We start from the raw sequence: 23,057 nt of genomic DNA on the forward strand, positions 1-23,057 counted from the left end.
TCAATGGATGACCGATGGCATGGGAGGCTCGAATGCTTCCTCAACCTCTTCAGATAAATCAGACATAATCTGCGCACCTGCAACCAACATCAGCCGCGCAAGCTCTTCAGACTTTCCACTTAAGTTGGTTTTCACCTTCTCGGAGATATTCAGCGTCATCAGCGGTGTTTTTTCACCCGCTTTACGCATGACATAATCACCTGATTCGAGCTTTACAATCTCCAGCACCGTTTCCGGCTGGTCTACATCACTACTATCCATTACCACTCTTGCATTCCGGCGCGTAGCCGCTCAACTAAACTTTGGAACTCACCAAACCAGCGACGGTACTCGGCTAATATGTCAGAATCTTCCGCGTGGTCTGGGTTTATTTGCATGACATGAATCTCAGATACGCTCACCGTATCGGATGCGGCTTTACGCTCATCAGATGCAAGCCAACATGCATCATATGCAGCGAGCATCTTATGCAGCCAACTGCTTTCATTCGCCTCTAGATTGTGCAGCTCGGTACGCTCTGGCGATTCTTGGCCAGACGCTTCAAACTGCGCTTCTAGGTCAGCAATCGTGTTTACAGCCGCCGGACTAAAACGATACTTCTCTGCAATCTCGCGCAAGAACGCACCATAAGCAGATGCCAAGTGAAACAACACCGATTCGTTGTATGACTCAACCTCTGCATGCTGGCTCCAGCCGGTTGATTGATGAGCGCGCTCCAGTGCTTCTAGGTGCAACCGCACAAAATGTAATTTTTGGTTGGTTCTTGCTAAATATAGATCGCTCATCGTCTCTTCCTTTGCGTTACAGCGCCATCACTTTTTCTTCGCTTTAGCCTTGGGTTTCGGTTGCTCAACCACCCAAGCACCCTCTTGATAGAATGCACGCCAGCCGGTTGCTTTGCCATTGACCTCAGTCATCACATACTGCTCCTTTGTCTTGCGGCTATAACGCACGATCGTTGGATTGCCCTCGGTATCGTGCGTTGGCGCGCTAAACAAGAACGCGTACTTTGGATCAATTTCGCTCTGGTGCGGCAGTAACTCTGCAATTTTAGGCGCACGCGTCTCGCGGTTACGCGGGAACTGGCTCGCTGCCAAGAACAGACCTGATGCACCATCACGCAGGATGTAGGTATCTTCTACCTTTTCACAAGCCAGCTCTGGCATCGGCACTGGGTCCATTTTTGGTGGCGCAGGCTCACCGTTTTTCAGCAGTTTACGCGTGTTCTTACACGCTTCATTAGTGCAACCGAAGAACTTACCAAAACGGCCATTCTTGAGCTGCATCTCGTTGCCGCATTTATCACATTCGATAGACGGGCCATCATAGCCTTTGATGCGGAACTGCCCTTTTTCAATCTCATAGCCCGAGCAGTCGGGGTTATTGCCGCACACATGTAGTTTGCGTGTTTCGTCGATGAGATAACTATCCATCGCACTGTCGCAGATGTGGCAGCGGCGTTTGTTGATCAGGATGCGAGATTCCTCTTCATCATCACCATCTACGCTAACCACCTCATCGCCCGGCGTGAGATTAATGGTCGCCTTGCAGCGCTCTTTAGGCGGTAAGTTGTAACCCGAGCAGCCTAAGAACACCCCGGTACTGCCGGTACGGATCATCATATGGCGGCCACACTCTGGGCAGTCGATATCGGTATCTGTTGGTGTGTTAGGACGCATTCCGTCTTCGCTGCTCTGCGCCTCTTCCAGCTTGCGGGTAAAGCCTGCGTAGAAGCGGTTCAGTAGCTCGCGCCACTCAGCCTCGCCGTGGGCGATATCATCAAGGGCATCTTCCATACGGGCTGTAAAGCTGTAGTCCATCAGATCGTTGAAGTTCTCGTTCAAACGCTCTGTCACAATATCGCCCATTTTACAGGCGTAGAAACGGCGGTTTTGGACTTCAACATAACCGCGATCCTGAATCGTCGAGATAATAGACGCGTATGTCGATGGGCGGCCAATACCTCTTTTCTCAAGCTCTTTAACTAAGCTTGCTTCGGTGTAGCGAGCGGTTGGTTTAGTGAAATGCTGCTTCGGTTCAAGATCAGATAACGTGAGAATCTCGCCCGATTTCACATCCGGAAGAATGATATCTTCATCACCTTTGCCTTTGCTCGGCATCACTTTGGTGTAACCGTCAAAGCGTAGAATACGGCCCTTCGTGGTTAGCTCGTAATCGCCAGCCCTCACGGTAATTCGGGTACTGGTGTACTGAGCTGGCGTCATTTGGCACGCCAAGAACTGACGACGAATCAGGTCGTATAGACGCTCTGCATCGCGCTCCATGCCTTTTAAGCTGACCGGCTCAATAGAGACATCTGATGGGCGAATCGCCTCGTGGGCCTCTTGAGCGCCCTCTTTACTGCTGTAACTGTTCGCTGTCTCTGGCAGATACTTACTACCGAAGTTATCGCCAATATACTCACGGCAGGCCGCCACCGCTTCTGCACTAAGGTTAGTGGAATCGGTACGCATGTAGGTGATGTAACCCGCCTCGTAAAGGCGCTGGGCCATCATCATGGTCTTTTTAACGCCAAAGCCCAAGCGCGTGCTTGCAGCTTGCTGTAGCGTTGATGTGATGAACGGCGCAGATGGCTTACTGCTGGTTGCACGGTCATCACGGCTAACCACTTCCAGTGTTGACTGGCGCAACTGCTCTAGATGCTGCTGTGTCTCTTGTTCAGAGGTTGGACGAAACGCCTTACCCGCGTTTTTGGCAACCTGCAGGCGCAGCGCATCTTTCTCTTGCGTTTCAGCACCGGCGTGTACTTCCCAGTACTCTTCTGGGATAAAGGCACGAATCTCTTTCTCGCGCTCAACAACCAGCTTTACAGCAACCGACTGTACTCGCCCAGCCGATAGACCGCGAGCAATCTTTTCCCACAGTAAAGGCGAGAGCATGTAACCCACCACCCGATCCAAAAAGCGACGGGCTTGCTGAGCGTTAACATGGTGCATATCCAGCTCGCCTGGATCATCAAACGCTGCCGTGATCGCCTTTTTGGTGATCTCGTTAAAGACCACACGACGGTAGCGCTCATCATCACCACCAATCGCCTCGCGTAGGTGCCACGCGATCGCTTCCCCTTCGCGGTCCAAATCGGTCGCTAGATAGATAGTGTCGGCATCTTTTGCGAGCCGTTTTAGCTCATCAACAACCTTTTCTTTGCCCGGCAACACTTGATAGTGCGCTTCCCAATCTTTTTCTGGGTTAACGCCCATACGTGCAATCAGCTGCTCTTTCGCCTTTTTGGCTTTATAGACAGCTTTCTCGTCGGGTGACATCTTACGCGTTAACGCCGCTTGTTTAGCACGAGCTTTAGGGTCGCTCTTTTGTGCACTGCCGCTGGTCGGCAGATCACGGATGTGGCCCACACTGGACTTAACTACATACTGGTTACCAAGGTACTTATTTATAGTCTTGGCTTTTGCGGGTGATTCCACAATTACGAGTGATTTTCCCATCGGGTCGATGTCCTCGGGCTAAACGGCGATACAAAAACAGCGAGCATATATAGGGGCTTAGCGCCCTTCGGTCAAGCAAGTCTGTCAAAAAACTGATTTACTATTATAATCTATGACCATTAAGTTACTTTTCAAGCGCTGGGACAGATTGAATAAAAAATACTTTTTATTCAACCACTTGTGATAGGTTATATCGTATATGTCTGAAGAAAGTCTAATCTATCTGCTTATAATAGCCCTTATTGGCTCAATTGCCGTATCGGTGAGTTACTTCATTACCCGCCGAGAAACCAACGCGCGCAACGTTTCCAACCGCCTGCAATGGCTTGGCAAACAGACGCTGCACTGCTTAGAGGCGATCAGTATGCTCAAAGCAGCAGGCTGTATGCCGGAACTGCTGGATAGGCTGAATCGCCATGCGTTACGCTATATCGAAGAGATCAGCACACTTGCGCCCGACTCAGACCTTATGACCCAAGTGAACGCCCAGAAAGAAACCGCCGACCGCATGACACAAGGGCAACGGGGCTTCACGAGTGATCGAGACCTCAAGCGCTTCCAGATCTATGTGAACTACACAGAGAATCTACTTAAAGATATGGTAGAAAAAAACGAGCTGCCCTATGCGCTCGGCTCCAGCTACGCCAAAGAACTCTATTGGTTGAATATTCGCGTGGTGGCTAACGCACATGTTAGCCAAGCGAATCAACTACTAACAGAGAATGATAAACTGACTGCCCTATCCCATTATAAGCACGCTAAAGCCGTTTTAGTGCGCGCAATGGTGCCACCCAAACAGAAGCAGCCACTGATCGATGAGATCCAGCCTCGTATCCTTGAACTAGAACCCAAGAAAATTTACCGTGGCGGCGCGCTCGAGGACTCGTTAGACAGCTATTTAGGCTAACGCCCCCAGAGGTGCGTTAAAGCCAAGCTGAATTAATCCGCTTTTACCTCGCGCGGGTTAAGGCTTAACGCTTGATAACGCAGCCCCGACTCAACCGCCACAGTGCCCACTCTCTTAAAGCCAAACCTCTCATAAGCGGTCACGGATGAGAGCGATGCTTTTACCGTGACTTCATCTTTGTTTGCAAATTCAAGCACTGCATCTAACAAAGCGCGGCCGATACCGAGGCGCTGTGCGCACGGCTCGACAAAAAACATCGCGATATGCTGCCCCGCTTTAAGCTCAATCACCCCAACAACAGATTGATTCTTTTCAGCAACCAAGATCACATGGCCTTGCGCCGCTCGCCGGTTAAAAGCCTCTGGCTCTGCTATCGATTTAAAGGTATTAACCCCTTCTTGGGATAACTCAGGCGCAACCGATTTCATAAAAGCAGCCATACAGACGTTGCTAACAGCGACAGCATCGCCAGCTACCATTTTTCTGATCATTGATACGTCTCCGATCTGACTATATGAGGTGTCTACTGAGTTTGGGTAACTCGGCGGCCTAACGCCAGGCACAGCGGAGAGGTACAATGGCGGCTTTGGTACGAACAGCACAAAAGGTGACAGTTTTGCCGAGTCCGTCTGCTGCCGCTTGTTATGCGACTTCATACTTCATTTTGTAACCGCCAGTAATTTCAAAGCCATTAGACTTGTAAAAGCCGACTGTACGATCGAACTCTGGTACTGGTGGTGTACATAACTCTAGGCGCTTCCATCCTTGCTCTTTCGCGAATTCTACAATCGCTTGGATAAGAAATTTCCCAATCTCTTTTGATCGATATTCTGGAGCCACGTAGAATTCTTGAATTATTCCAAATTTTCCCTCGGCATAGAGCGAGTGACTTTCACAGATAGCACCAAACCCAACGATTTTATCCTCATCAAATGCGGCCATTACATGATAAATGCCATTCGACACATACTTTTCACATAGGTCTATCGCTAGAGGAACATCAACATCGAAATGCTTAATGCCAGTTCGCTCAATTATTTCGTTCGTTAGACAAACTGCCAATTTGGCGATTTCTTCTGACTGGGACTTATCAATAATCTTGTACTTCATGCGATCTCAAATCCTTCTCCCGCATAACGCCCGGCTTTTGGGCTGACGTGTAGCTGCGAAGCAGCGAAAAGGCAGTCCCAGCCACACAGTGGCGACAACAGCCGCTTGTTAGAACTCAATGTAACTCCGAATAACTGTATCTAGATTACGAAAACCGGTGCTCTCATACTCCAGTAGCCAACTGGTAGTCAGGGCAACGGGTAACTTCCCAAGCTCGATTTTTCCGAACTCGATCCGTGTGACGTCTATAGGGTTATGTGTGGCAAAGAAGTAAATCGAGCCGTCTATGTAGCCAGGAGCTGGGTTAGTTGGAAAATCAAAAAAACGACCTTCCAAATGTGAAGGGCTAATCGGGCAAGCAATTGAGTCCAAACGAATTGATGTTTCAACATCTTCGTAGTAGTCCTCAAATTCTAGTTCAAAGGGTTTGAGGAAAACCTCCATCGATACGTCTCCATCCTTGCCCTGGATTTTGGCCTTGGTGGGGACAACCTTTTCTATAGGGAATTCTTCCATGACTCACCTTGAGTTATAACGCCGTGGTAAGCGGCGCTCAGCTCGAAGCGATTGATCGGGAAAAAATGGCGAAGCCATGCCCGAGCAAGCGCGGAGTTCTGAGCGTCCGAGTGAGCGCAGCGAACGACTTGACCACCTTGTTAGCATTATTTGCGTTGATTCCAAAGTTGGTGCCCCAGATGCTTGATGAACCAGACTTCCATGGCAATTACCGCGATATCCGGATCACTACGCATTGCTGATAGAGCGGACACCTCGTGATCAAGGCCACCAAGCACGTGAACCAACTCGGAATCATGGATGACCGAAACAACATATTTTTCATCCACGCCAGATTTTTTCAGGTTGCACATGTGTGGCCAACACTGACTGTGGAACATTTCGTTTCTTTGCAGTGGATTATCAGCTGCATCATAGGCCGGCGACGAGCGCCAACGATCTTTTATTCGATTCACGCTGATACCAACGTACTTCAACTCTCCCTTCGAGTTCGCCAGGAAGTACAAACACGGAACCCTCTTATTCCAAAGATTTTGGTCAAGAACCTCTACTTCAGCCTGTAACCAAGGCCCTTTCCTAGAACCCTTAGGCTTTCTGTACCACTCGTTATTCGTAAACCCATTTATTTGAATTACAGGTTTCGACGCCGCAACAATCATTGATGCGCATTCCTTACTCGTAATCGACAAGTGCTTCTTCCTTCTTTTTTGATGCTAACGTCCGCATTTGCGGCTGGTTTAGAGCGCAGCGGAAAACCTGTCCGATAATATGCGCTTGTTAGAGGTATCCTGCACGAAGCGCCTCTTCAATTTGAGGGTGCCGATCAAGCTCAGACCTAGGAAGCATTATTTCTAGGGCATTTGCTATCACCCAGCGATGCTGCCTATTTGATTCTGTGGCTAATTGCTCCAGTAGTGGTGCTGACGCTAACTTGCGAGCAGCGCGCTCTGATAAAGCCCGGATTATTCCTTCTCGAATTCGGTAATGGTGTGGAACACGCAAGTGATTTACGAGAATTGGATATGCGATTTCGTATGAGCCAGAGAATTTTCGTTCGAGTAAAGGGTGTGGCGCGTTGTTTACTAAATCCCAAACGGAAACGACTGACACGCCTACATGATTCAGTTCTTCGATAAGCAACGCCTCATCGACTCTGCATTCTTCAGACAACTTCTCAATCTCTGCTTCCTTCACAGCGCGTCTTGCGAGGTATTCTGGATCGTCTTCAAGGTTTGCCATTAGCTCTGCTGCAGTCATGCTTCCCTTCTTCATCTCATACCTCTAACGCTAAGCTTTGGGGCGGACCACGCAGTGGGCCGTCCAGCAGCCGAAGGCCGCGACAACAGCGCCTTGTTATATTTTGTTTGTTGGCAACGATATTTCATGCTTATGATTTTCTAGCAGTTTAAGGCATATAACCCTTGCCATTGCGTCAGGCTTCCCGAAATTGCGCATCGTGAAATATAACCAAACACGATTTCGTAGCCACTTAGGTATTTCTTGCTCTTTACCATCCCACTCTTCGGTTAGCCAACGAGCTACCATTTTTTCATGTGGCTGCATGAAGTTTTGGTAATTCTTTAGCAAATATGTTTCTTTCTCGTTCATGGCTAAAAAATATAACGCCGCGTTAAGGGGCGCAGGCACGCAATACAAAAGTGACCGCATCACTCCTTAACCACTAAACCCAACGCAAACCAAAAATGCCACGCGCGCTAAGTCCCTCTTTAACGCTTTGTTATGAGCCGGACTTGAGATAAACACCCACTTCTCTAAATTGAGATTTCAAATCCAGCATTTGTATGTGTGCCAGTACTATTTGGAATAGATTAAACACTGCTGCTGCAAACATGCCCCCAGCCACATAGCCAGACCACATTTGTTTGTCAGGCTGGTATAACGTGTTGAAAGATAGAACAAAGAAAATGAGGCTAGAGAAACTTAATAGGTACTCATTACAACTATATAGGTACGAACTTTTCGAATAGTCATATTTGATTGTGACTTTTCCGCCTGCTCGAGCCAACTTTAGGTGCAGTGAGTTGCCTACAGTTTTATAAGATACATCATTTCTATCAAGTACTTGCTCTACTTTTTCCAACATTCTTCAATGTCCTCCATGACTATTGGTTTAGCTGTACCACTAGCGTTAGTACTGCAATTTCTACGACCATTACTGCAAGGTGTGTTCAATATGCAAGAGGCTCATAACGTTGCCAACACCGGCCGAGCGTAACGAGGTCTAGCGCACATAGTGCACGATGCTGCTTGGCCTTGTTATAAATCACTTTAGCTTCATCTCTTCAATCCAGCCCATTAACTCTTTTTGAGAGTTGAAATCTCTTAGCTTTTCAATGACGACCATAATCGTAGTACCAACTATATTAATGAGAGTGAATAGCTCCGAATCAGATATCGACTTCTTGCCCCCATGTGCGACGCCACTTCTTTTACCGTAGTAATCCCGTACTAATGATATTAATTTTTTTCGTCCTTCGAGATTGTCAGCCATAATAAAAGCTACCGATTCGGCGACAGTACCTCCAATAGAATTGCCTCTTTCTGCTTTGAATAGTGACTCAAGTGCAACTATTAAGAACAGAAATGCATTGCTTGACTCGTTCTGGGTAAGTGCAACTGAAAACCAATGAATAGCTCTTATCAAAGCCTCTTCTAGGTTATTTGTTTGTTTTTTCGACAATGCATCTGAAACGAGAAAAATACCGATTTCATCCATTCTGCGGATTGCATCTTCGTTAATCTCAAATGGCCGAACAGAACCAACAGAATCACCCTGCGTGGTAATGCCGGCTTCAGAGGCGATAAAACATTGCCTTTGAGTTTTTGGATGATCGCCCTTGAGACCAATGCGAATATCCTCTGACAAAGGATAAATAGCTTTTGTTGAAAACCTAAGCAGATCAATTGCTCGTCGGACTTCGTCTTTAGCGTATTCGAACGCTCTAATTGGTTCCGCGTTTACTTCAACAATCCCAACACACTCCCCTTGAAATTCGCTTCTACTTTGTTGTGCGATAAGTTCCTGAAAGCTTTTCTTGGATTCTTCATTACTCTTTGATGTTTTAATTATTGCACTGGACCTATCGTTTATGTTTTTTATTAGGTATTCGTCACCCGGTACAAAGCGAACCTTGCCTATAGACAGGCAAGCCGATAATACGATTCCTTCAACTTTGAGAAAGACAAAGTTATTCTGATCGAAGCTGGATAATTCGTTTGCTAGATCGGCTATTTTCTTTTCAAGATCACACGCTTGATTTGATAGCAATTCAGCAAAGACGGTTTTTAGCCTCCTCTCAATGTATTTCGAAGAAAACTTTTTCGAAAACTGATTTTGTTCGAGAAGTTTAGATACTACCTCATTAAAAGTTATGGCGGCTTCATTTGTTAAGCTATAGGCAACACCATCATGTATTCGGAAACCAAGAAATTGCGATCGACCACCTGAAGGTAGAGCACCGTCAGCGGCAATTTTAAGATCATCTGCAATTTTTTTAATAATATACTGGTTCATAGTGATTTATAACGCCGCATTCAACGGTTTGTCCGCTGCAATACCTTGTTAACCCTCTTTGGCTCTAAGCTTTCTACCGGATAGTGCACAATCTCCTCTTCTCTAGCTACAAGCTTATACCGCTCTACGAAGTAAGGAATCTCCCGGTTTTCTGGCCAGTATTTTTCAGAAATAGCTGAAACAAATAGACCTGCATCCTCTTTGGCAACGGAGTAACAGATTTTCCGTACAGACGTTTTAATCTTAGATAGTTCTTTTGCCATTTCATCTTGAGGAATATTTCTCTTCGCCTCCAACCGCTCAATCGCTCAATCGCTCAATCGCTCAATCGCTAGTAGGACTCTTCGAATTCTATCAGGGATGCAATACATCCTTTTGCTTTCTAAGATATCAGATTCATTCAGCCCGTTTTTTACTATTTGGCTTGTAACTAGCCCCTTGAGCGACTTGGAATCTTGAATTAGATGATCAATACCAGATCGGAATGAGCCATACTGACCTATTCCAATATATATCGCCCCAAAGATAGCCAGATTTACTCTTAAACTTCCCTTCCAAAGCTGAACGTGAACTTCAGTACTTTGACCATATATTAAATCTGAGTATTTTGAGACAACCTCTTTTAAGTAGCTCTCTGTTTCTTCAAGTTTTACCTCATCGAATTCTAGTTCGAAACGAAATTCCATCCCGGCAATAAGTGCCACATTTTCTCCTTAGGGTTAACCGCCCGACTAGGGCATCATAGTAATTATTTAAATGATGTTATTTTATTTTTCTGACGTTTAGACTGAGTTCTTAAATCACTGTTTTAAAAGGATTTAAATCAGCACCATCAGCTTCAGAAAAAATAGAGTGGCAGGTTTTCGCTTTGCGAGGCTTAAAAAACGGCAGGAAAAGTAGGCTGACTATCCATACAGTGTAAGGCACTTTTTCTTATGGTTCAGCTTCCTGCTTTCAAGCAACACGATCTATGCGTTTACTTGCCACAACACTAATAAAACAGTACATCGCGGGTGTCTGCGATGGCAAGGCCTGTTTTTAGGCATTACGCTTTCTTTTTGGTGGTTCTTCTTTTTCTCTTAAAGTTTCGGGGTTCCGCCGCTGGCAGGTGGCGTAAGGACTCGGGAACATCGCCCGCTTTCAACTGAACCACAATGGTTTCAACCTGCTTGACCAGCCCATCCATGAAGGGTTGATAGGCGTAGCCACGCTCAGCCATAGAGTGCAGTTGGTGCTCCCAGTGGGCGGTCATATCGGGATAGGTAGATTCTGGTGGTAAGGCATGAATCAGCCCCCGCCCTGCGGCGGTGCTTTTGATAAGTTTACCCGCGCGCGTTAACAGCTTGCGCTTTAGCAGCGTTTCAATAATGCCCGCTCGTGTTGCTTCTGTGCCTAAGCCATCGGTCTCTTTGAGAATCTTTTTCAGCTCTTTGTCGGCAACAAATTTGGCGATTCCGGTCATCGCTTGTAGCAGCGTTGCTTCGGTAAAGTGCTTGGGCGGCTCTGTTTTGCGATCTTTTATCAAGCCTTCGGTACACGTCAGTTCCGCTCCCTTAGGTAAGGCCGGCACGGTGTTATCGTCTTTATCCTGGGCATCTTTGCCCAGCAGCGCTTTCCAGCCGGGCTCAATTAGCACGCGCCCTTTGGCGATAAAGCAGCCTCCTGCAATATCAAAGATCAGCTTGGAGTCTGCATACATCGCCGCTGGATAGAATTGCATGATGTACTGGCGTGCAACTTGTTGGTAGATGTTGGCTTCGTGGGCTGATAAACCACTCAACGACTGCTTTTTAGGGGTTGGAATAATCGCGTGGTGAGCATCCACTTTACTATCATTCCATGCTTTTGAGCGTAGCGTTTGATCAGCCCCGGCAACCGCCTGCGCCAATGCAACCTCATTGTTAGAGACGGCACCAAGCACTGCGCTGGCTTGCTTAAAGTGCTCTACCGGCAGGTGTCGGCTATCAGAGCGCGGATAGGTGATCAGCTTATGCTTTTCATACAGGGATTGGCACGCATCCAATACCTGCTGCGCGCTCATACCAAAGCGTTTGGCCGCATCAATCTGTAGGGCTGATAACGAATAGGGTAGTGGCGGCGCTTGTTTACTCTGCTTCTGCTCAGATGCCGTGACGGTAGCCAACTGGCCAGCTATACGTGATGCGACATTCTCAACCAACTTACGGTTAAGCACTCTGCCCTCTTCATCCTGCCAAGGCTGGCATGCTTCGCTGGGTTGCCAGCGCGCTAAAATAGGGGCTTGTTGATACGGAATAACAGCATCTAGGGTGTAGAAGTCCTTCGGGACGAAGTTCTCTATCTCTTCATCGCGGCGCACCACTAACCCAACCAACGGCGATTGTACGCGGCCAACCGATAGTACGCCTTTATAACCGGCCTTCTGCCCCAGCAGCGTATAGCCGCGAGACATGTTCATCCCGTATAACCAGTCAGCTCTTGAACGCGCCAGCGCAGATATAGATAACGGTATAAATTCGCGATTACTGCGCATCTGGCTAAGCGATGTCTTAACCGCTGGCAAGTTCAAGTCGCTAATCAGGAGGCGCTGAATCTTATCCTTCTTGGCCTTACTCACGCGGCAATAATCGATCACCTCATCCACAAGCAATTGGCCCTCGCGGTCAGGGTCACCGGCGTGCACAACTGTATCAAACTCTTTGAGTAGCTTGCGCACAACACTCAGTTGCTTCGCTGCTTCCTTACGCGGTTTTAGCTTCCACTTGTCAGGAATAATGGGCAGATCATCAAGGTTCCAACGCTTATATTTTTCATCGTAAGCATCGGGTTCAACCTGCTCAAGCAAGTGGCCAATACACCAGGTAACCACATCGCCGTTGCCACAGCGGATAAACCCTTGATCTTTCTTTTGCGGGCTCGGTAAAGCCGCAGCAATCGCGCGGCCAAGGCTGGGTTTTTCTGCAATAAAAAGGCGTGGCATCTGAAAACCTAAATGCGTATATCGAGATCAATAAAAACGGCAGTTTGCTAAATAGCTGATTTAAGTACGCGCACTACTACGAATAATCTTATCTTGTGGCTCAGACTTGTGTGCAACCACGCGATTACGCCCAAGTTTCTTGGCGCTGTAAAGCGCGACATCGGCTAAGCGCACTAAGGCTTCTTCGCTGCGCTGGTCTCGCGGCGCACACGCCACACCCACCGATAGCGTGATCGCCCGCTGACACTGCGGGCTGTTTTTAGACTCGCTCTCAACCGTCTTAATCAATGTATTGAGTTTTGATTCCGCCTCAGCTTTTGTGGTGTTGGGCAGAATCAACATAAACTCTTCACCGCCGTAGCGCACCACAACGTCACGCGCGCGCGTGTTCTCGGTTAGCACCTCTGCAACAAAACGCAGCGCTTTGTCACCTTCGGGGTGGCCGTAGGTATCGTTGTACTGTTTAAAGTGGTCGATATCGATCATCGCCACCGCAACTTCATACTTCTGCGCAACAGCGGAGCGGATCTCTCGTTTTAGCGTATTACCTAGGCCGCGCCGGTTTAAGAGCCCCGTTAACGCATCGCGGTTAGATGCCATACTCAGCTCAGCACGCAGTTGCGCGTTGTAAAAGTGCAGCCCAAGTGTGTTACAGACACCGATAATCAACTTCTCATCATCTGTAGAGAGCAGCGGCTCTTGCGGTTTATCAGAACGGATATGCAGCACACCAAATTGCATATCGCGGCAGAATATGGGGTAACAGGCAACGGACTTAATTGTCGTAAGGTTGGCTTGATCACACATCATCATCTGTGTGGAGGAGCAATCTTTGTAGGCCTGCCCTTGGCGCAGCACCCAGCAGCTTTCAATGTCGATCTCGGTGTGGACACTCTCTTTATGCTCGCCCCAAGCGCCAATCAACTTCCAGCGTTTAAACTCGCGATCAGCGAATAGCACGCCTACCGTGTACTCCGGAAGAATGGTATTGAGCGAGCGCACGGCGATCTGTCGCAACTCTTTTAGGGAGCTGGCACCGGCAAGGAAATCCCCCATGCTGCGGATCTGTTCGAGGCGCTTTGTCCGCTGCAGCTCACTCTCGATAATCTCATTTTTAGTCGCTGTTAGAATGTGCGCGTGCTCTTCTGCAAGACGGCGCTCTTCAACTTCGTTCTGCATTTTAGCCAGTGCATCGTTGAGCTCTTCATGGGCCGCTTGGCTGTCTTTCCAAAGCTCAACAACATACCAAAGCAACACTAAACCGGTTAAACCCAGTGCTAACGGCAACGCTGACAACGGCGCAAAGACTAGCTCGCTCATCTTGATCCAGAGCTGGCCGCCATCAACAACGTAAATACCGATAAACAGCACACTAAAGAGACCTAAGATCAACGGCAGGTCATCACGGTTTTTTTTCATTCTTATCCTACATACATCAGGAACAGGACAACTAAAACAGCCGAGAAGTTGGCTGCACTCGTGTAATTAACTATTTGATCAATAGGCAGAAGTTAAGTTCGATTAGCCCCGCTATCACGTTACAAAAGCAGCGCTAAAACACTCACAACAGTTTAAGAAGTTTAGCAACAAAAAAGGCAGCTTTCGCTGCCTCTTGCAAAGATGGGTGCTAACTATTTCTGTTTCAGCTTTTTAAAGATCACCAGCAAGCTCTTCTGCATACGTTTTACCGCGTCTGCCAGTTCGCCAATCTCGTCGTTAGACTCCACGTTGATCTCTGTATCCATCTTACCCAAGCTCATTTGGCGAGCACTTTCAGACAGCTCACGGATCGGTTTTACCAAGGCGTGGTTCGAAATCCACAGGTTCACAGCGATAATCACCAGCAGAATAACCAGCCCCACCACCAGTGATAAAATCGTCGTCGCTTTTACCTTATCGTCGATCTCACGCTGGCGGCGCTCAATGACTAGGTCAATATCGTCGATGTAGAAGCCCGTACCTAGAATCCAGTTAAATTCAGGCAGATCGACAGCATAGGCCAACTTAGGTGCTGACTGCTCGATAGAGGGTTTGCGCCACATATATTCGACATAACCGCTACCATTACGGGCTGCACGGATCAGCTCTTCGATGAAGCGCACGCCATTCTCATCTTCAAGTTCGAGCGTATTTTTCCCCTCAAGGCTGATTTTGATCGGCTGAACCTGCGTGATGCCATCGTATGCGATCGCGAAAATATAGCCGTTGTTACTGCCATAACGGATAGAACGCAACACCGCATCAACCTTCTGACGCACAACATCTTCAGGTTGATCGCTCTTGATGATTGGCAGGATGGATGTTTTCACAATCGCTAAGTAATTTTTCAGCGACTCTTTTTTGGCTTCCATCATCGTCTGGCGTACTTGTACGATCTCCGCCTCACCCAATGAGCGGATTTGCGCAATCGAGATAAACAGCAGCGCAACCAGTGTGATCGTCAGGGGTAGAACTGTAAGTAAAAGGATCTTATGTTTTATTTTTAAATTTTTCACCGAACGCTCCTTCGGGGCGAATATCCTTGAAATGTGGAGTCCTCCACACCATTCAGCCAAGGTCAAGGTTTTGTAGTTGGCCAGCCGACATTCTACTGAAAAACGATGACAACAAAACTAAATAACCGATCTTTTTCAAAGACTTTGGCTTCATTACGACTAATAGCCTAGTGCCGCGTATTTGATCAGCGTAACGCCTCTAAACGATCAATCGGTTTGCCCGCAGCTGACTCGTGCCGCTCCACCTGAGTCGTGTGCAGATAGTGGGAGGTGGTATCAATACTGTCGTGACCGGCGTCGGCTTGCACATGCGCTAACGGCCGCTGGTTTAAGTTAATATCATGGGAGATGCCGGTATGCCGAATCGCGTGTGGCGTCATATTTCGGACCTCTTGAGCATCCTCGTAAAGCCCGTCATTTGCTAGGCGATCAGCAGTGCGTTCAAACAAGGCACGGATCTCATCACGCAGGTGACGAATCCCCAAGTTCGCGTTTTTAAGGCCTGCATCTCGTCCTCGGCCACTCGCTCGGTGGCGCACAAACAATGGCGTATCATCATTGCGCGTGGGCAATGCTGTTAAGCCTAAAAAGCGCCGATAACGCTTCAGTGCTGCCAGCATAGAGTTCGATAGCGCCACGGTGCGCGATTTCCCGCCCTTACTGGCCGGAATAAAGAAACCCCAAACGCCGGTGTGGTTATCACGGCGGAACAGCCCCATCACCGGCGCGAAGCCGGGCCGCGCCGACACTTCAGAGATCCGCAGGTAACAGCTATACATCAGCGCGATTAAAAACAAGGTGCGCTCGTGCAGTTCTGGTTCTTCTGTCGCGAGCTGCTCGGCGGTTTCAACAATATAGGACCACTGCAACTCGCTAAACGCCTTGATCTCGTCCGGCGGTGATTGATCCACGATGCCATAAGCGGCCTTAAAGCGGCCGTTCTTTAAGAGCACCATGGCCGGATTGATCTCGGTGTAATCGGCCTCGATGAGAAAATTGAAAAAAGAGGAGAGAATCGCAAGCTTCGTCTTGAGCGCACGTTCAGTAATTTGATACGGCGCCTGCACGCCATCTATCCGCGGACCGCGAAAAGGGCGCCATGCAGGATTGGGCATACGCTCCTTCGTCGTTTTGCAGACGATAAACTGCGGTACATTGTGATACCCCACCAGTTCTTCAGGTGGCGCCACACAAAACCGAACATAACGCATCAATACGCGGCGGGTTATTTCAGCAACGGAACACTCCTCAACCTCAAAGGCCCACAGTAGAAATATCGTCACTTCACTGCGGTAGCTTTTGAAATTGTTCTCGCTAAAGCGCTGCTCAAGTAGCCACTCATACGCCAGCTCGTAGGCTAATAACGCATCATTCACACGGTTCATCGCCACCTGCGTGAGATAACGATTTACCTGTTCGTTGCCCTCCTCTACATGCGTTGGGCTGTCAAACAATGGCTGAAAAATATTCGACATAAAGCCTTTTAAAACAGTAAATTAAATTTACTTTATTATAATTAGCTTTATATCAAAAAAGATACTAGCAGTCTTTAACGAAAGCGCCGCTGGCGCTGTGTTAGCGACAAAGCACCCGCTTCATCTAACGTGTAGATATCGCGGTCACGTGCGATAAACAAATTCCCTTGGTAATGTACGCTTGCCTCCGCCTCAATATCGTCTAGCGAGAGTTGCCGCTGGGTAGGAAAGTCTAGATAACGCGCACTAAAGTGACTTAATACCAACGCAGGTAGCGCGCTGGCCTGTGCGAATTCAGCCACTTGTGCCGCGTAACTGTGCTGAGGATTGGTCGCGATCTTCTCTGCGATGGCCTGAGTGTACGTTGCCTCATGCAACAGAAAGCTTGCCCCTTGTACCGCCTCTTTGAGTAGCGCTGGCTCATCGTTATCACCCGCAATCACAACCTTACGGGCAGACTTGCCGAAAAGCGCCTCCCGCTCCGTAAAACTGTATGCGTACGAGGCGGTGCGGTGCGAAAGCGCGTGCACCGATACCGCGAAGTGCTCGGTGGTAAAGTCCGGCGCAAGCGTCGTCACATCGACTAACACTAGCTCGAAGCCGAGCTCCATTTGGCTACACACCACCGCAGCATTCACAAAGGTTAACACCTCGGCTGGCGCAACAATGGTCAGCGGGCGCTGGCGCGACTGCATAGCAGCCGTTGAGAGCAGCCCCGGCAGGCCGTAGCAGTGATCACCATGTAGGTGAGTGATAAAAATCGCCTCTAAATGGTACAAAGAGACCGGCATACGCATCACTTGATGCTGAGTGGCCTCGCCACAATCGATCATAACCCACGGTTTTACAGCGCTCTTACGCAAGCCATAACCCGATACATTGCGCGATTTCGTTGGCATGCCCGACGATGTGCCCAGTATCATAAACTCCACAAAATACTCCTACTCTTCCAACTGGGATATCGTATAACCACGCGCTTGCAGCGTATTTAATAGACCATCGTCTCCGATAAGGTGCAGCGCCCCCACCAGCACAAACTCCGTTTCAGCGGTACTCAGGTAACGCTCAATCTTGGGTAACCAAGCTTGGTTACGTGCCACAATCAGCCGTTGGTACAGCTCACTAAAGGTTTCCTGAAAAGGCACAATGCCAAGCTGAACAAGCGCTTCCCTATCACCCACACGCCACGCGGCTTTTAAGTCGGCCATCATACTCGCAAGCGTTTGCACCTCTGCTAAGCTATGCAACACGAGCTTGTCTGGATCAGCTTGGCCCATGGTTGCAAGCAGCGTAATTTGCTCGGCGACGGTTTCCAGACCCTCTTGGGGCTTTTGCGCTATGAGCGCTTTGTCACTGAAGTAGCTATCAACACCCGCCTCCGCAAGCCCGAGCCGATCCAACTCCATCATAGTGAGCGCAGCAACTGCGGCGCCGGGGCGAAAGTGCACAACACTCTCTGCAGGCCATTGGCGAGCGGCCAGCAGAGCGCTGAGCTTTGCCATGGTCTCTGGCTGTAGATCGTTGGCTAGTGTTTGGCCTTCGGGGTAGGTTAATTGGCCAAAGAAATCGATATAGAAGGTGGGGTTCTGCATCGCCTGCACGTCGGTTTCAAATACCAAGCGCTGAGATGCGTTAAACGCTGACTCAAACCCTTGCGGTAGCGGATAATCGTCGATACTCAAAACATGGACGGTACCACCTAGGTAAAGCGTGTTACCTGCTTTCTCTATTTTCCACACAGGCGATGCCGCAAATGCGGTCGCTCCCCAGCACAACGCTACCATTACGGCAGCGCCTAGGCGGATTGTCATCTGATCGTCCCCAAGACTCTTAAAAAGAGCGCATAATGTAGCAGAATCGCTCTGCATACACAGCAAAGGTAGGATCTGAGTTGATGCCAACTCGATCTAGTGGCTGGGTTTCTCATGTTCGTTACCGGCTAGTCGATCTCTAAGACCAGTTTGCCAGTGGTTTCACCTGCCTCTAAACGCTGGTGCGCCTGCGCAGCATCGACCAAAGGCTGCACTGTAATAGTTGGCACCAATACACCGCTGCGCGCTAGTTCAAACACTTGCTGCATATCGCGATTGAACGCGTCAGGTTTTGCAGTGAAGTAGGTGTAGATATCACTGACACGTACGGCAATCGATTTCTGGAAATGCTGCGCCATATCCTCTGCAAACGTTCCTGCTGGCGGCCCTGCCAAAAAGCCAAACAGCACCACAGTGCCCAGTGGTGCTAGTGCGCTCATATCATCGCGTAAGGAGTCTCCAGAAATAGGATTTAGCGAAATATCAACACCGCGACCGTCGGTGATCTCTTTGACACGCTCAACGAGCACTTCTGTTTTGTAATCGATGACATGATCTGCGCCTTGCGCACGCGCATAGTCCTTTTTACCACCACTCACCGATGCGATCACAGTTAGGCCGAGGTGCTTAGCAATGTGGATAGCCATTGTCCCAACACCGCCAGCTGCGGCGTGAATCAACACAGTATCGCCCGCTTGAGCATGGCCTAGGTTAACCAGCATATGCCAAGCGGTCATAGCGTTCACAGGGAGCGCAGCCGCGGCGTTAAAGCTGGTGGAGGCGGATATTGGGGTAACGTAGTGCGCATCAATAACCGAATGCGCGCTGTAACCACCCGCACCGATAGGCCCCATCCACGCCACGCGTTCACCAACGGATATGCCCTGCACTCCTTCGCCCACAGCTTCAACAAATCCAGCGCCTTCTACACCCGGTATATGCGGCAGATCTGGCATCATGCCAGCAGGCATCTCACCGCGCCGAATGATGGTATCAATAAAGTTCACGGCAGTAGCGTGGTTGCGAATCAGCACCTGCCCTTTAGCGGGCACTGGGATGTCATGCTCGATGCGCTGTAAAACATCCGGTGAGCCGACTTGGGGAATATGAATGGCATAAGACATGTTGATCTCCTCTGAAAAGCTAGTTGAGAAGAGGATATCGAGCCACGCCCAATATGATAATATCCAAATATAGAAGATATTATACTGCAGGTAGAATAATGATTTATAACGATCTTGCACTCTTTACAGTGGTTGCGAAGCACTTGAGCTTTTCTACTGCTGCCGACCAGCTCGGTATTCCGCTCAGCCGCGTTAGTCGGCGTATTGCTGAACTGGAAGATCACTTCGGCGTTAAGCTACTGGAGCGCTCAACACGCCGCGTCCGCCTGACTGAAGAGGGCTTGCGCTTGCTAAACCGCTGCCAAGCCCCCATGGAAGCGCTCCATGAGGCCGCCGGTTTTGCCGATGATATCAAAAGCCACACGGTGCATATCACAGCGCCTGTAGTCGCCGCCAGAACCACTGTTGGCCCTAAGTTGCTAGAATATGCAGAGCAAAACCCCGCGCTATCGATCCACCTAACCGCCACCAATGCGATGCTAGATTTCTTTCGCGACCATATCGACTTTGCATTCAGAGTTGGACCACTAGACAGCTCCAATCTAATTGCTCGCCAACTTTGGCCAATTGAATATTGTCTATGTGCCAGCCAAAGCTTTATCGCACAGCACGAACTGACTTCACCCGTTAAATTGGATGAAGTATTGCAATTACCTGCGATCGTTTCACATCAACATTGGGAACTCAGCGGCGGCAGCCGTGTCCGTCCTAAGCAGATACGCCACCAGATTGACGACCTGGATGTTATCAAGGACGCGGTGTGCCGTGGTATGGGTATAGCGATGCTCCCGCAAGAGATGGTCGATGGAAACTTACGCCGTCTCATGTTGGCCGATGCAAAAATGCTCAACCGTGATATGTTTGCCGTTTATCCAAGCCGGCGCTTGTTACCGGCGCGCGTGCGCGATCTCATCGACTTTATGGCGCGTTAAATCTCCACATTTTCAGGAGTTGTTTTGCTACGTTTAACCCTACAGCGCGCCAAGCGGTTTATCCTCATTGCGATACTAGTCGTAACGCTGATACCGGTGCTAATGAGTGTGGCTCTGCGCTGGGTTAACCCGCCCACAAGCGCGTTTATGCTGCGGGCACAATTGATGTCAGTGATTCAGGACACGCCTTACCCGCTGCATAGATGGCAAAGTCTCGACCACATTCCAACTAGGATGCAGATGGCGGTCATTGCAGCAGAGGACCAAAAGTTTGCTCAGCATCCAGGTTTTGATGTTCAAGCACTCAAAACCGCGCTACACCAAGTTATCGCAGGAAAGAAGGCCAGAGGTGGCAGCACAATTAGCCAACAACTTGCCAAAAATCTCTTTCTTTGGGAGGAGCGTAGCTATGTGCGAAAGGCGCTGGAGATTCCACTAACTTTGCTGCTGGAAACCACCTTAAGCAAATCTCGCATCCTAGAACTCTACCTAAATCTAGCGCAGTTTGGGCCATTCCATTACGGCGTTGCCGAAGGTGCTAAATACCAGTTCAACAAACCGGTTACACAACTGGACACCGCTCAAGCTGCCATGCTGGCCTGTATGCTGCCAGCTCCAGCGCGCTATCAAGCTTTGCAACCTAGCCGCTCGCTCAAGCGTAAGCAACGCTTAATCATCCGTGCAATCGACAACTTAGGGGGCACTCGCTACTTGCGCCAGCTTTAACAACACGCGGTACAACGTCCATACCACTAAGAATCACTTTTACCCGCATCAAAACAACGGTAAAGTGCTGCCGATTTAACTACTGAACCCCATGCCTCATGAATTACGCAAATCTACAAGCGCGCTTTTTCGCGCTGCGCAGCAACAAAGCGTTCGAGCTTTTTGTTGTGTCCGTTATTCTATTTTCAGCTCTGGTGATCGGCGCGAAGACCTATGATATGCCCCCTGCGCTGCTGACCGTTATCGGTTGGTTAGATGTTGGGATCACCCTATTTTTCTTGGTGGAGATCACCGTTCGTTTCTTAGGTGAGCCTGATAAAAAGCGCTTTTTTCATAACGCTTGGAACATTTTCGATACATTGATCGTGGTGGTCAGCCTTATCCCTATCGAAGATAGCGAGATGGCACTGGTAGGCCGTTTGATTCGTATCTTCCGCGTTTTACGGATGGTATCTATCGTGCCTGAGCTACGCGTGCTGCTGAACTCCTTACTTAAAGCGCTTCCTCAATTAGGATACGTTATCCTATTGATGTTTATCATCTTTTATATTTATGCAGCGATCGGTGCAACCTTCTTTGCGGGTATCAATGACACACTTTGGGGCGATATCTCGATCGCTATGCTTACCCTCTTCCGGGTCATGACTTTCGAGGATTGGACCGATGTTATGTATGAAACGATGGCGGTCTATCCGTTAAGTTGGTTCTTCTACTTAACCTTTATATTTTTAACCACGTTTGCTTTCCTAAATATGGTGATCGGTATCGTTGTGAACGTGATGGAAACGGAACACGCTGCCGAGAAGGAGCGCAAGTCAGAAGAGAACAACGAGCCAACCATGCAAGCGTTGCATAGCGAAATCCAGTCGCTCAAAGCGATGATTTCTGAGTTAAGCTCACAGCAAAAAGAGAAGTGATAACAACAGGGCGCCTTGCAACTAAGGCGCCCTGCTCTTTTGCTAGCTCGCTTACGAGGCGGTAACCGGTTCAACGTAATAGGTTTGAATCTCGACACGTGCCGCCTCAATCTGCACTTGCCACGTTTCATTGACGAGCATATTCACTGGCGCACCCTTAAATTCAGACGCAGGCTGCGTTTCAGCGCTCAAACGGATGCGCAGCTGCACTTCAAAACCCGCGCCTTTAGGGTTCACCGTGATCTGCTCAACGTGGTGATCACAGCCTGGCTTAAAAGTCGCTTTAGCGATGTGGTACCAGTCACGAAACCCTTCATGCCCCGCAAACTCACCTTCTGGCATGACCCACTGCACATCGCTCGCTAGACTCTGGGTAAAGAACTCGGATTCTGCTGGCAATTGATCAAACTCGGCGAACCATGCAGCAACAAACTTTTTGATAATCGCCTCAGGCGATTCCACCACCTTGCGGATGGCGCTCATCAGGCGCGCTGCATGATCTCGCGCTCGCTCCTCGACGTCTGCTTGGGTGTTGTAGACGCCCGGAATAAAAACCATACGGTTGGTATAGATCGGTGCGCGGTAATTCATACCGGCTAGGTAGGCCGTTTGCTGCAACGGATGAAGCATCTGCTCGACGGTGAAGTGGTTATAGCCAAGCGGATCATAGGACTCTTCGGGGCCGCCAACCGTCAGTGAGAGGAAAAAGTCTTTGCCCTTTAACTTGTCGCCTTCGGCTCCGTAAGCAAAGTTGTACGCAAATACGTCATCAAGCCACTTTTTTAACAAAGCCGGTGTCGAGTACCAGTAAAATGGGAACTGCAACACGATGACATCGGCCGCCATTAAAGCGCGCTGCTCGGCTGCCACATCAATGTGATAGTCAGGATAAAGACTGTCTAAACGGCGCACTTCCACATCAAGCGCACTCGCTTCTAATTGCTGCAAAATAACCGTATTAGTATAGGACTGCTCTAGATTGGGATGACCCGATATAACAACGACTTTACTCATGTTTGCTCCAATACTCTGTGAACTGGCTGATCGAATATTGGTAGTGTATCCTCCCTTATTAATACGGATTAG

22 protein-coding genes are annotated in these 23,057 nt (G+C 48.9%); 4 read left to right on the forward strand and 18 right to left on the reverse strand.

Features of this window, described 5'->3' with window-relative positions:
* From EOE65_RS07985 to topA, 3 genes are read right to left on the reverse strand one after another with little or no spacing between them, the layout of a single operon-like run.
* Positions 1-261 carry an ABC transporter ATP-binding protein gene (locus EOE65_RS07985; protein ID WP_127693789.1) on the reverse strand — a complete coding sequence of 87 codons (261 nt, stop codon included), beginning with the start codon at positions 259-261 and terminating at the stop codon, positions 1-3.
* On the reverse strand, positions 261-785 hold the full coding sequence (locus EOE65_RS07990; RefSeq protein ID WP_127693790.1) for a DUF6586 family protein: 525 nt from the start codon (positions 783-785) through the stop codon (positions 261-263). The genes EOE65_RS07985 and EOE65_RS07990 overlap by 1 nt, the downstream gene beginning before the upstream one ends.
* A 27-nt stretch (positions 786-812) precedes the next feature.
* The gene (gene topA, locus EOE65_RS07995) at positions 813-3,464 is read right to left on the reverse strand and encodes a type I DNA topoisomerase (protein WP_127693791.1); all 2,652 of its coding nucleotides are present in this window, start codon (positions 3,462-3,464) and stop codon (positions 813-815) included.
* 199 nt (positions 3,465-3,663) lie between these two features.
* Between topA and EOE65_RS08000 the strand changes: the two genes are divergently transcribed.
* Positions 3,664-4,371, forward strand: coding sequence for a DNA topoisomerase I (locus EOE65_RS08000; RefSeq protein WP_127693792.1), 708 nt, complete (start codon positions 3,664-3,666; stop codon positions 4,369-4,371).
* Between the two features lie 32 nt (positions 4,372-4,403).
* Here the strand turns inward: EOE65_RS08000 and EOE65_RS08005 are convergent, their stop codons facing one another.
* The 14 genes from EOE65_RS08005 to EOE65_RS08075 all read right to left on the reverse strand — a co-directional run bounded on the left by EOE65_RS08005 (position 4,404) and on the right by EOE65_RS08075 (position 19,396).
* Positions 4,404-4,862 carry a GNAT family N-acetyltransferase gene (locus tag EOE65_RS08005; RefSeq protein ID WP_127693793.1) on the reverse strand — a complete coding sequence of 153 codons (459 nt, stop codon included), beginning with the start codon at positions 4,860-4,862 and terminating at the stop codon, positions 4,404-4,406.
* Positions 4,863-5,013: 151 nt separating this feature from the next.
* Complete coding sequence (locus tag EOE65_RS08010) at positions 5,014-5,481, reverse strand: GNAT family N-acetyltransferase (RefSeq protein WP_127693794.1); 468 nt, start codon at positions 5,479-5,481, stop codon at positions 5,014-5,016.
* A 108-nt stretch (positions 5,482-5,589) separates the two neighbouring features.
* Entirely contained in the window at positions 5,590-5,997 is a 408-nt protein-coding gene (locus EOE65_RS08015; RefSeq protein ID WP_127693795.1) for a hypothetical protein, read from the reverse strand.
* A gap of 146 nt (positions 5,998-6,143) precedes the next feature.
* Positions 6,144-6,656, reverse strand: coding sequence for a GIY-YIG nuclease family protein (locus EOE65_RS08020; RefSeq protein WP_127693796.1), 513 nt, complete (start codon positions 6,654-6,656; stop codon positions 6,144-6,146).
* Between the two features lie 118 nt (positions 6,657-6,774).
* The gene (locus tag EOE65_RS08025) at positions 6,775-7,269 is read right to left on the reverse strand and encodes a hypothetical protein (RefSeq protein WP_127693797.1); all 495 of its coding nucleotides are present in this window, start codon (positions 7,267-7,269) and stop codon (positions 6,775-6,777) included.
* Between the two features lie 1,012 nt (positions 7,270-8,281).
* Positions 8,282-9,532: a HEPN domain-containing protein gene (locus tag EOE65_RS08035; protein WP_127693799.1), complete on the reverse strand. Its 1,251-nt coding sequence runs from the start codon at positions 9,530-9,532 to the stop codon at positions 8,282-8,284.
* 308 nt (positions 9,533-9,840) lie between these two features.
* Positions 9,841-10,236: a hypothetical protein gene (locus tag EOE65_RS18120; RefSeq protein WP_206052636.1), complete on the reverse strand. Its 396-nt coding sequence runs from the start codon at positions 10,234-10,236 to the stop codon at positions 9,841-9,843.
* 341 nt (positions 10,237-10,577) lie between these two features.
* Positions 10,578-12,491, reverse strand: coding sequence for a DNA topoisomerase III (locus EOE65_RS08045; RefSeq protein ID WP_127693800.1), 1,914 nt, complete (start codon positions 12,489-12,491; stop codon positions 10,578-10,580).
* 60 nt (positions 12,492-12,551) lie between these two features.
* Entirely contained in the window at positions 12,552-13,910 is a 1,359-nt protein-coding gene (locus tag EOE65_RS08050; RefSeq protein WP_127693801.1) for a diguanylate cyclase, read from the reverse strand.
* 212 nt (positions 13,911-14,122) lie between these two features.
* Positions 14,123-14,986 carry a cache domain-containing protein gene (locus tag EOE65_RS08055; RefSeq protein WP_127693802.1) on the reverse strand — a complete coding sequence of 288 codons (864 nt, stop codon included), beginning with the start codon at positions 14,984-14,986 and terminating at the stop codon, positions 14,123-14,125.
* A 185-nt stretch (positions 14,987-15,171) separates the two neighbouring features.
* Complete coding sequence (locus EOE65_RS08060) at positions 15,172-16,461, reverse strand: tyrosine-type recombinase/integrase (protein ID WP_127693803.1); 1,290 nt, start codon at positions 16,459-16,461, stop codon at positions 15,172-15,174.
* Between the two features lie 74 nt (positions 16,462-16,535).
* Entirely contained in the window at positions 16,536-17,384 is an 849-nt protein-coding gene (locus EOE65_RS08065) for a ribonuclease Z (protein WP_338067673.1), read from the reverse strand.
* Between the two features lie 18 nt (positions 17,385-17,402).
* Positions 17,403-18,272 (reverse strand): TraB/GumN family protein, encoded by an 870-nt coding sequence (locus EOE65_RS08070; protein WP_164847051.1) that lies wholly within the window; start codon positions 18,270-18,272, stop codon positions 17,403-17,405.
* Between the two features lie 128 nt (positions 18,273-18,400).
* The gene (locus tag EOE65_RS08075) at positions 18,401-19,396 is read right to left on the reverse strand and encodes a quinone oxidoreductase family protein (protein ID WP_127693806.1); all 996 of its coding nucleotides are present in this window, start codon (positions 19,394-19,396) and stop codon (positions 18,401-18,403) included.
* 98 nt (positions 19,397-19,494) lie between these two features.
* On the opposite strand from EOE65_RS08075, the gene EOE65_RS08080 reads away from it, so the two are divergent.
* The 3 genes from EOE65_RS08080 (at position 19,495) to EOE65_RS08090 (ending at position 21,971) form a co-directional block, all read left to right on the forward strand.
* Entirely contained in the window at positions 19,495-20,328 is an 834-nt protein-coding gene (locus EOE65_RS08080) for a LysR family transcriptional regulator (protein ID WP_164847052.1), read from the forward strand.
* A 24-nt stretch (positions 20,329-20,352) separates the two neighbouring features.
* A complete protein-coding gene (mtgA, locus tag EOE65_RS08085) occupies positions 20,353-21,054 on the forward strand; it encodes a monofunctional biosynthetic peptidoglycan transglycosylase (protein ID WP_164847053.1) in 702 nt (233 codons plus the stop codon).
* A gap of 98 nt (positions 21,055-21,152) precedes the next feature.
* The gene (locus EOE65_RS08090; RefSeq protein ID WP_127693809.1) at positions 21,153-21,971 is read left to right on the forward strand and encodes an ion transporter; all 819 of its coding nucleotides are present in this window, start codon (positions 21,153-21,155) and stop codon (positions 21,969-21,971) included.
* Between the two features lie 51 nt (positions 21,972-22,022).
* Here the strand turns inward: EOE65_RS08090 and EOE65_RS08095 are convergent, their stop codons facing one another.
* On the reverse strand, positions 22,023-22,985 hold the full coding sequence (locus tag EOE65_RS08095) for an NAD(P)H-dependent oxidoreductase (protein ID WP_127693810.1): 963 nt from the start codon (positions 22,983-22,985) through the stop codon (positions 22,023-22,025).
* Positions 22,986-23,057 lie beyond the last annotated feature (72 nt).

This window comes from Neptunomonas marina, assembly GCF_004005935.1.
Taxonomy (GTDB): domain Bacteria; phylum Pseudomonadota; class Gammaproteobacteria; order Pseudomonadales; family Balneatricaceae; genus Neptunomonas; species Neptunomonas marina.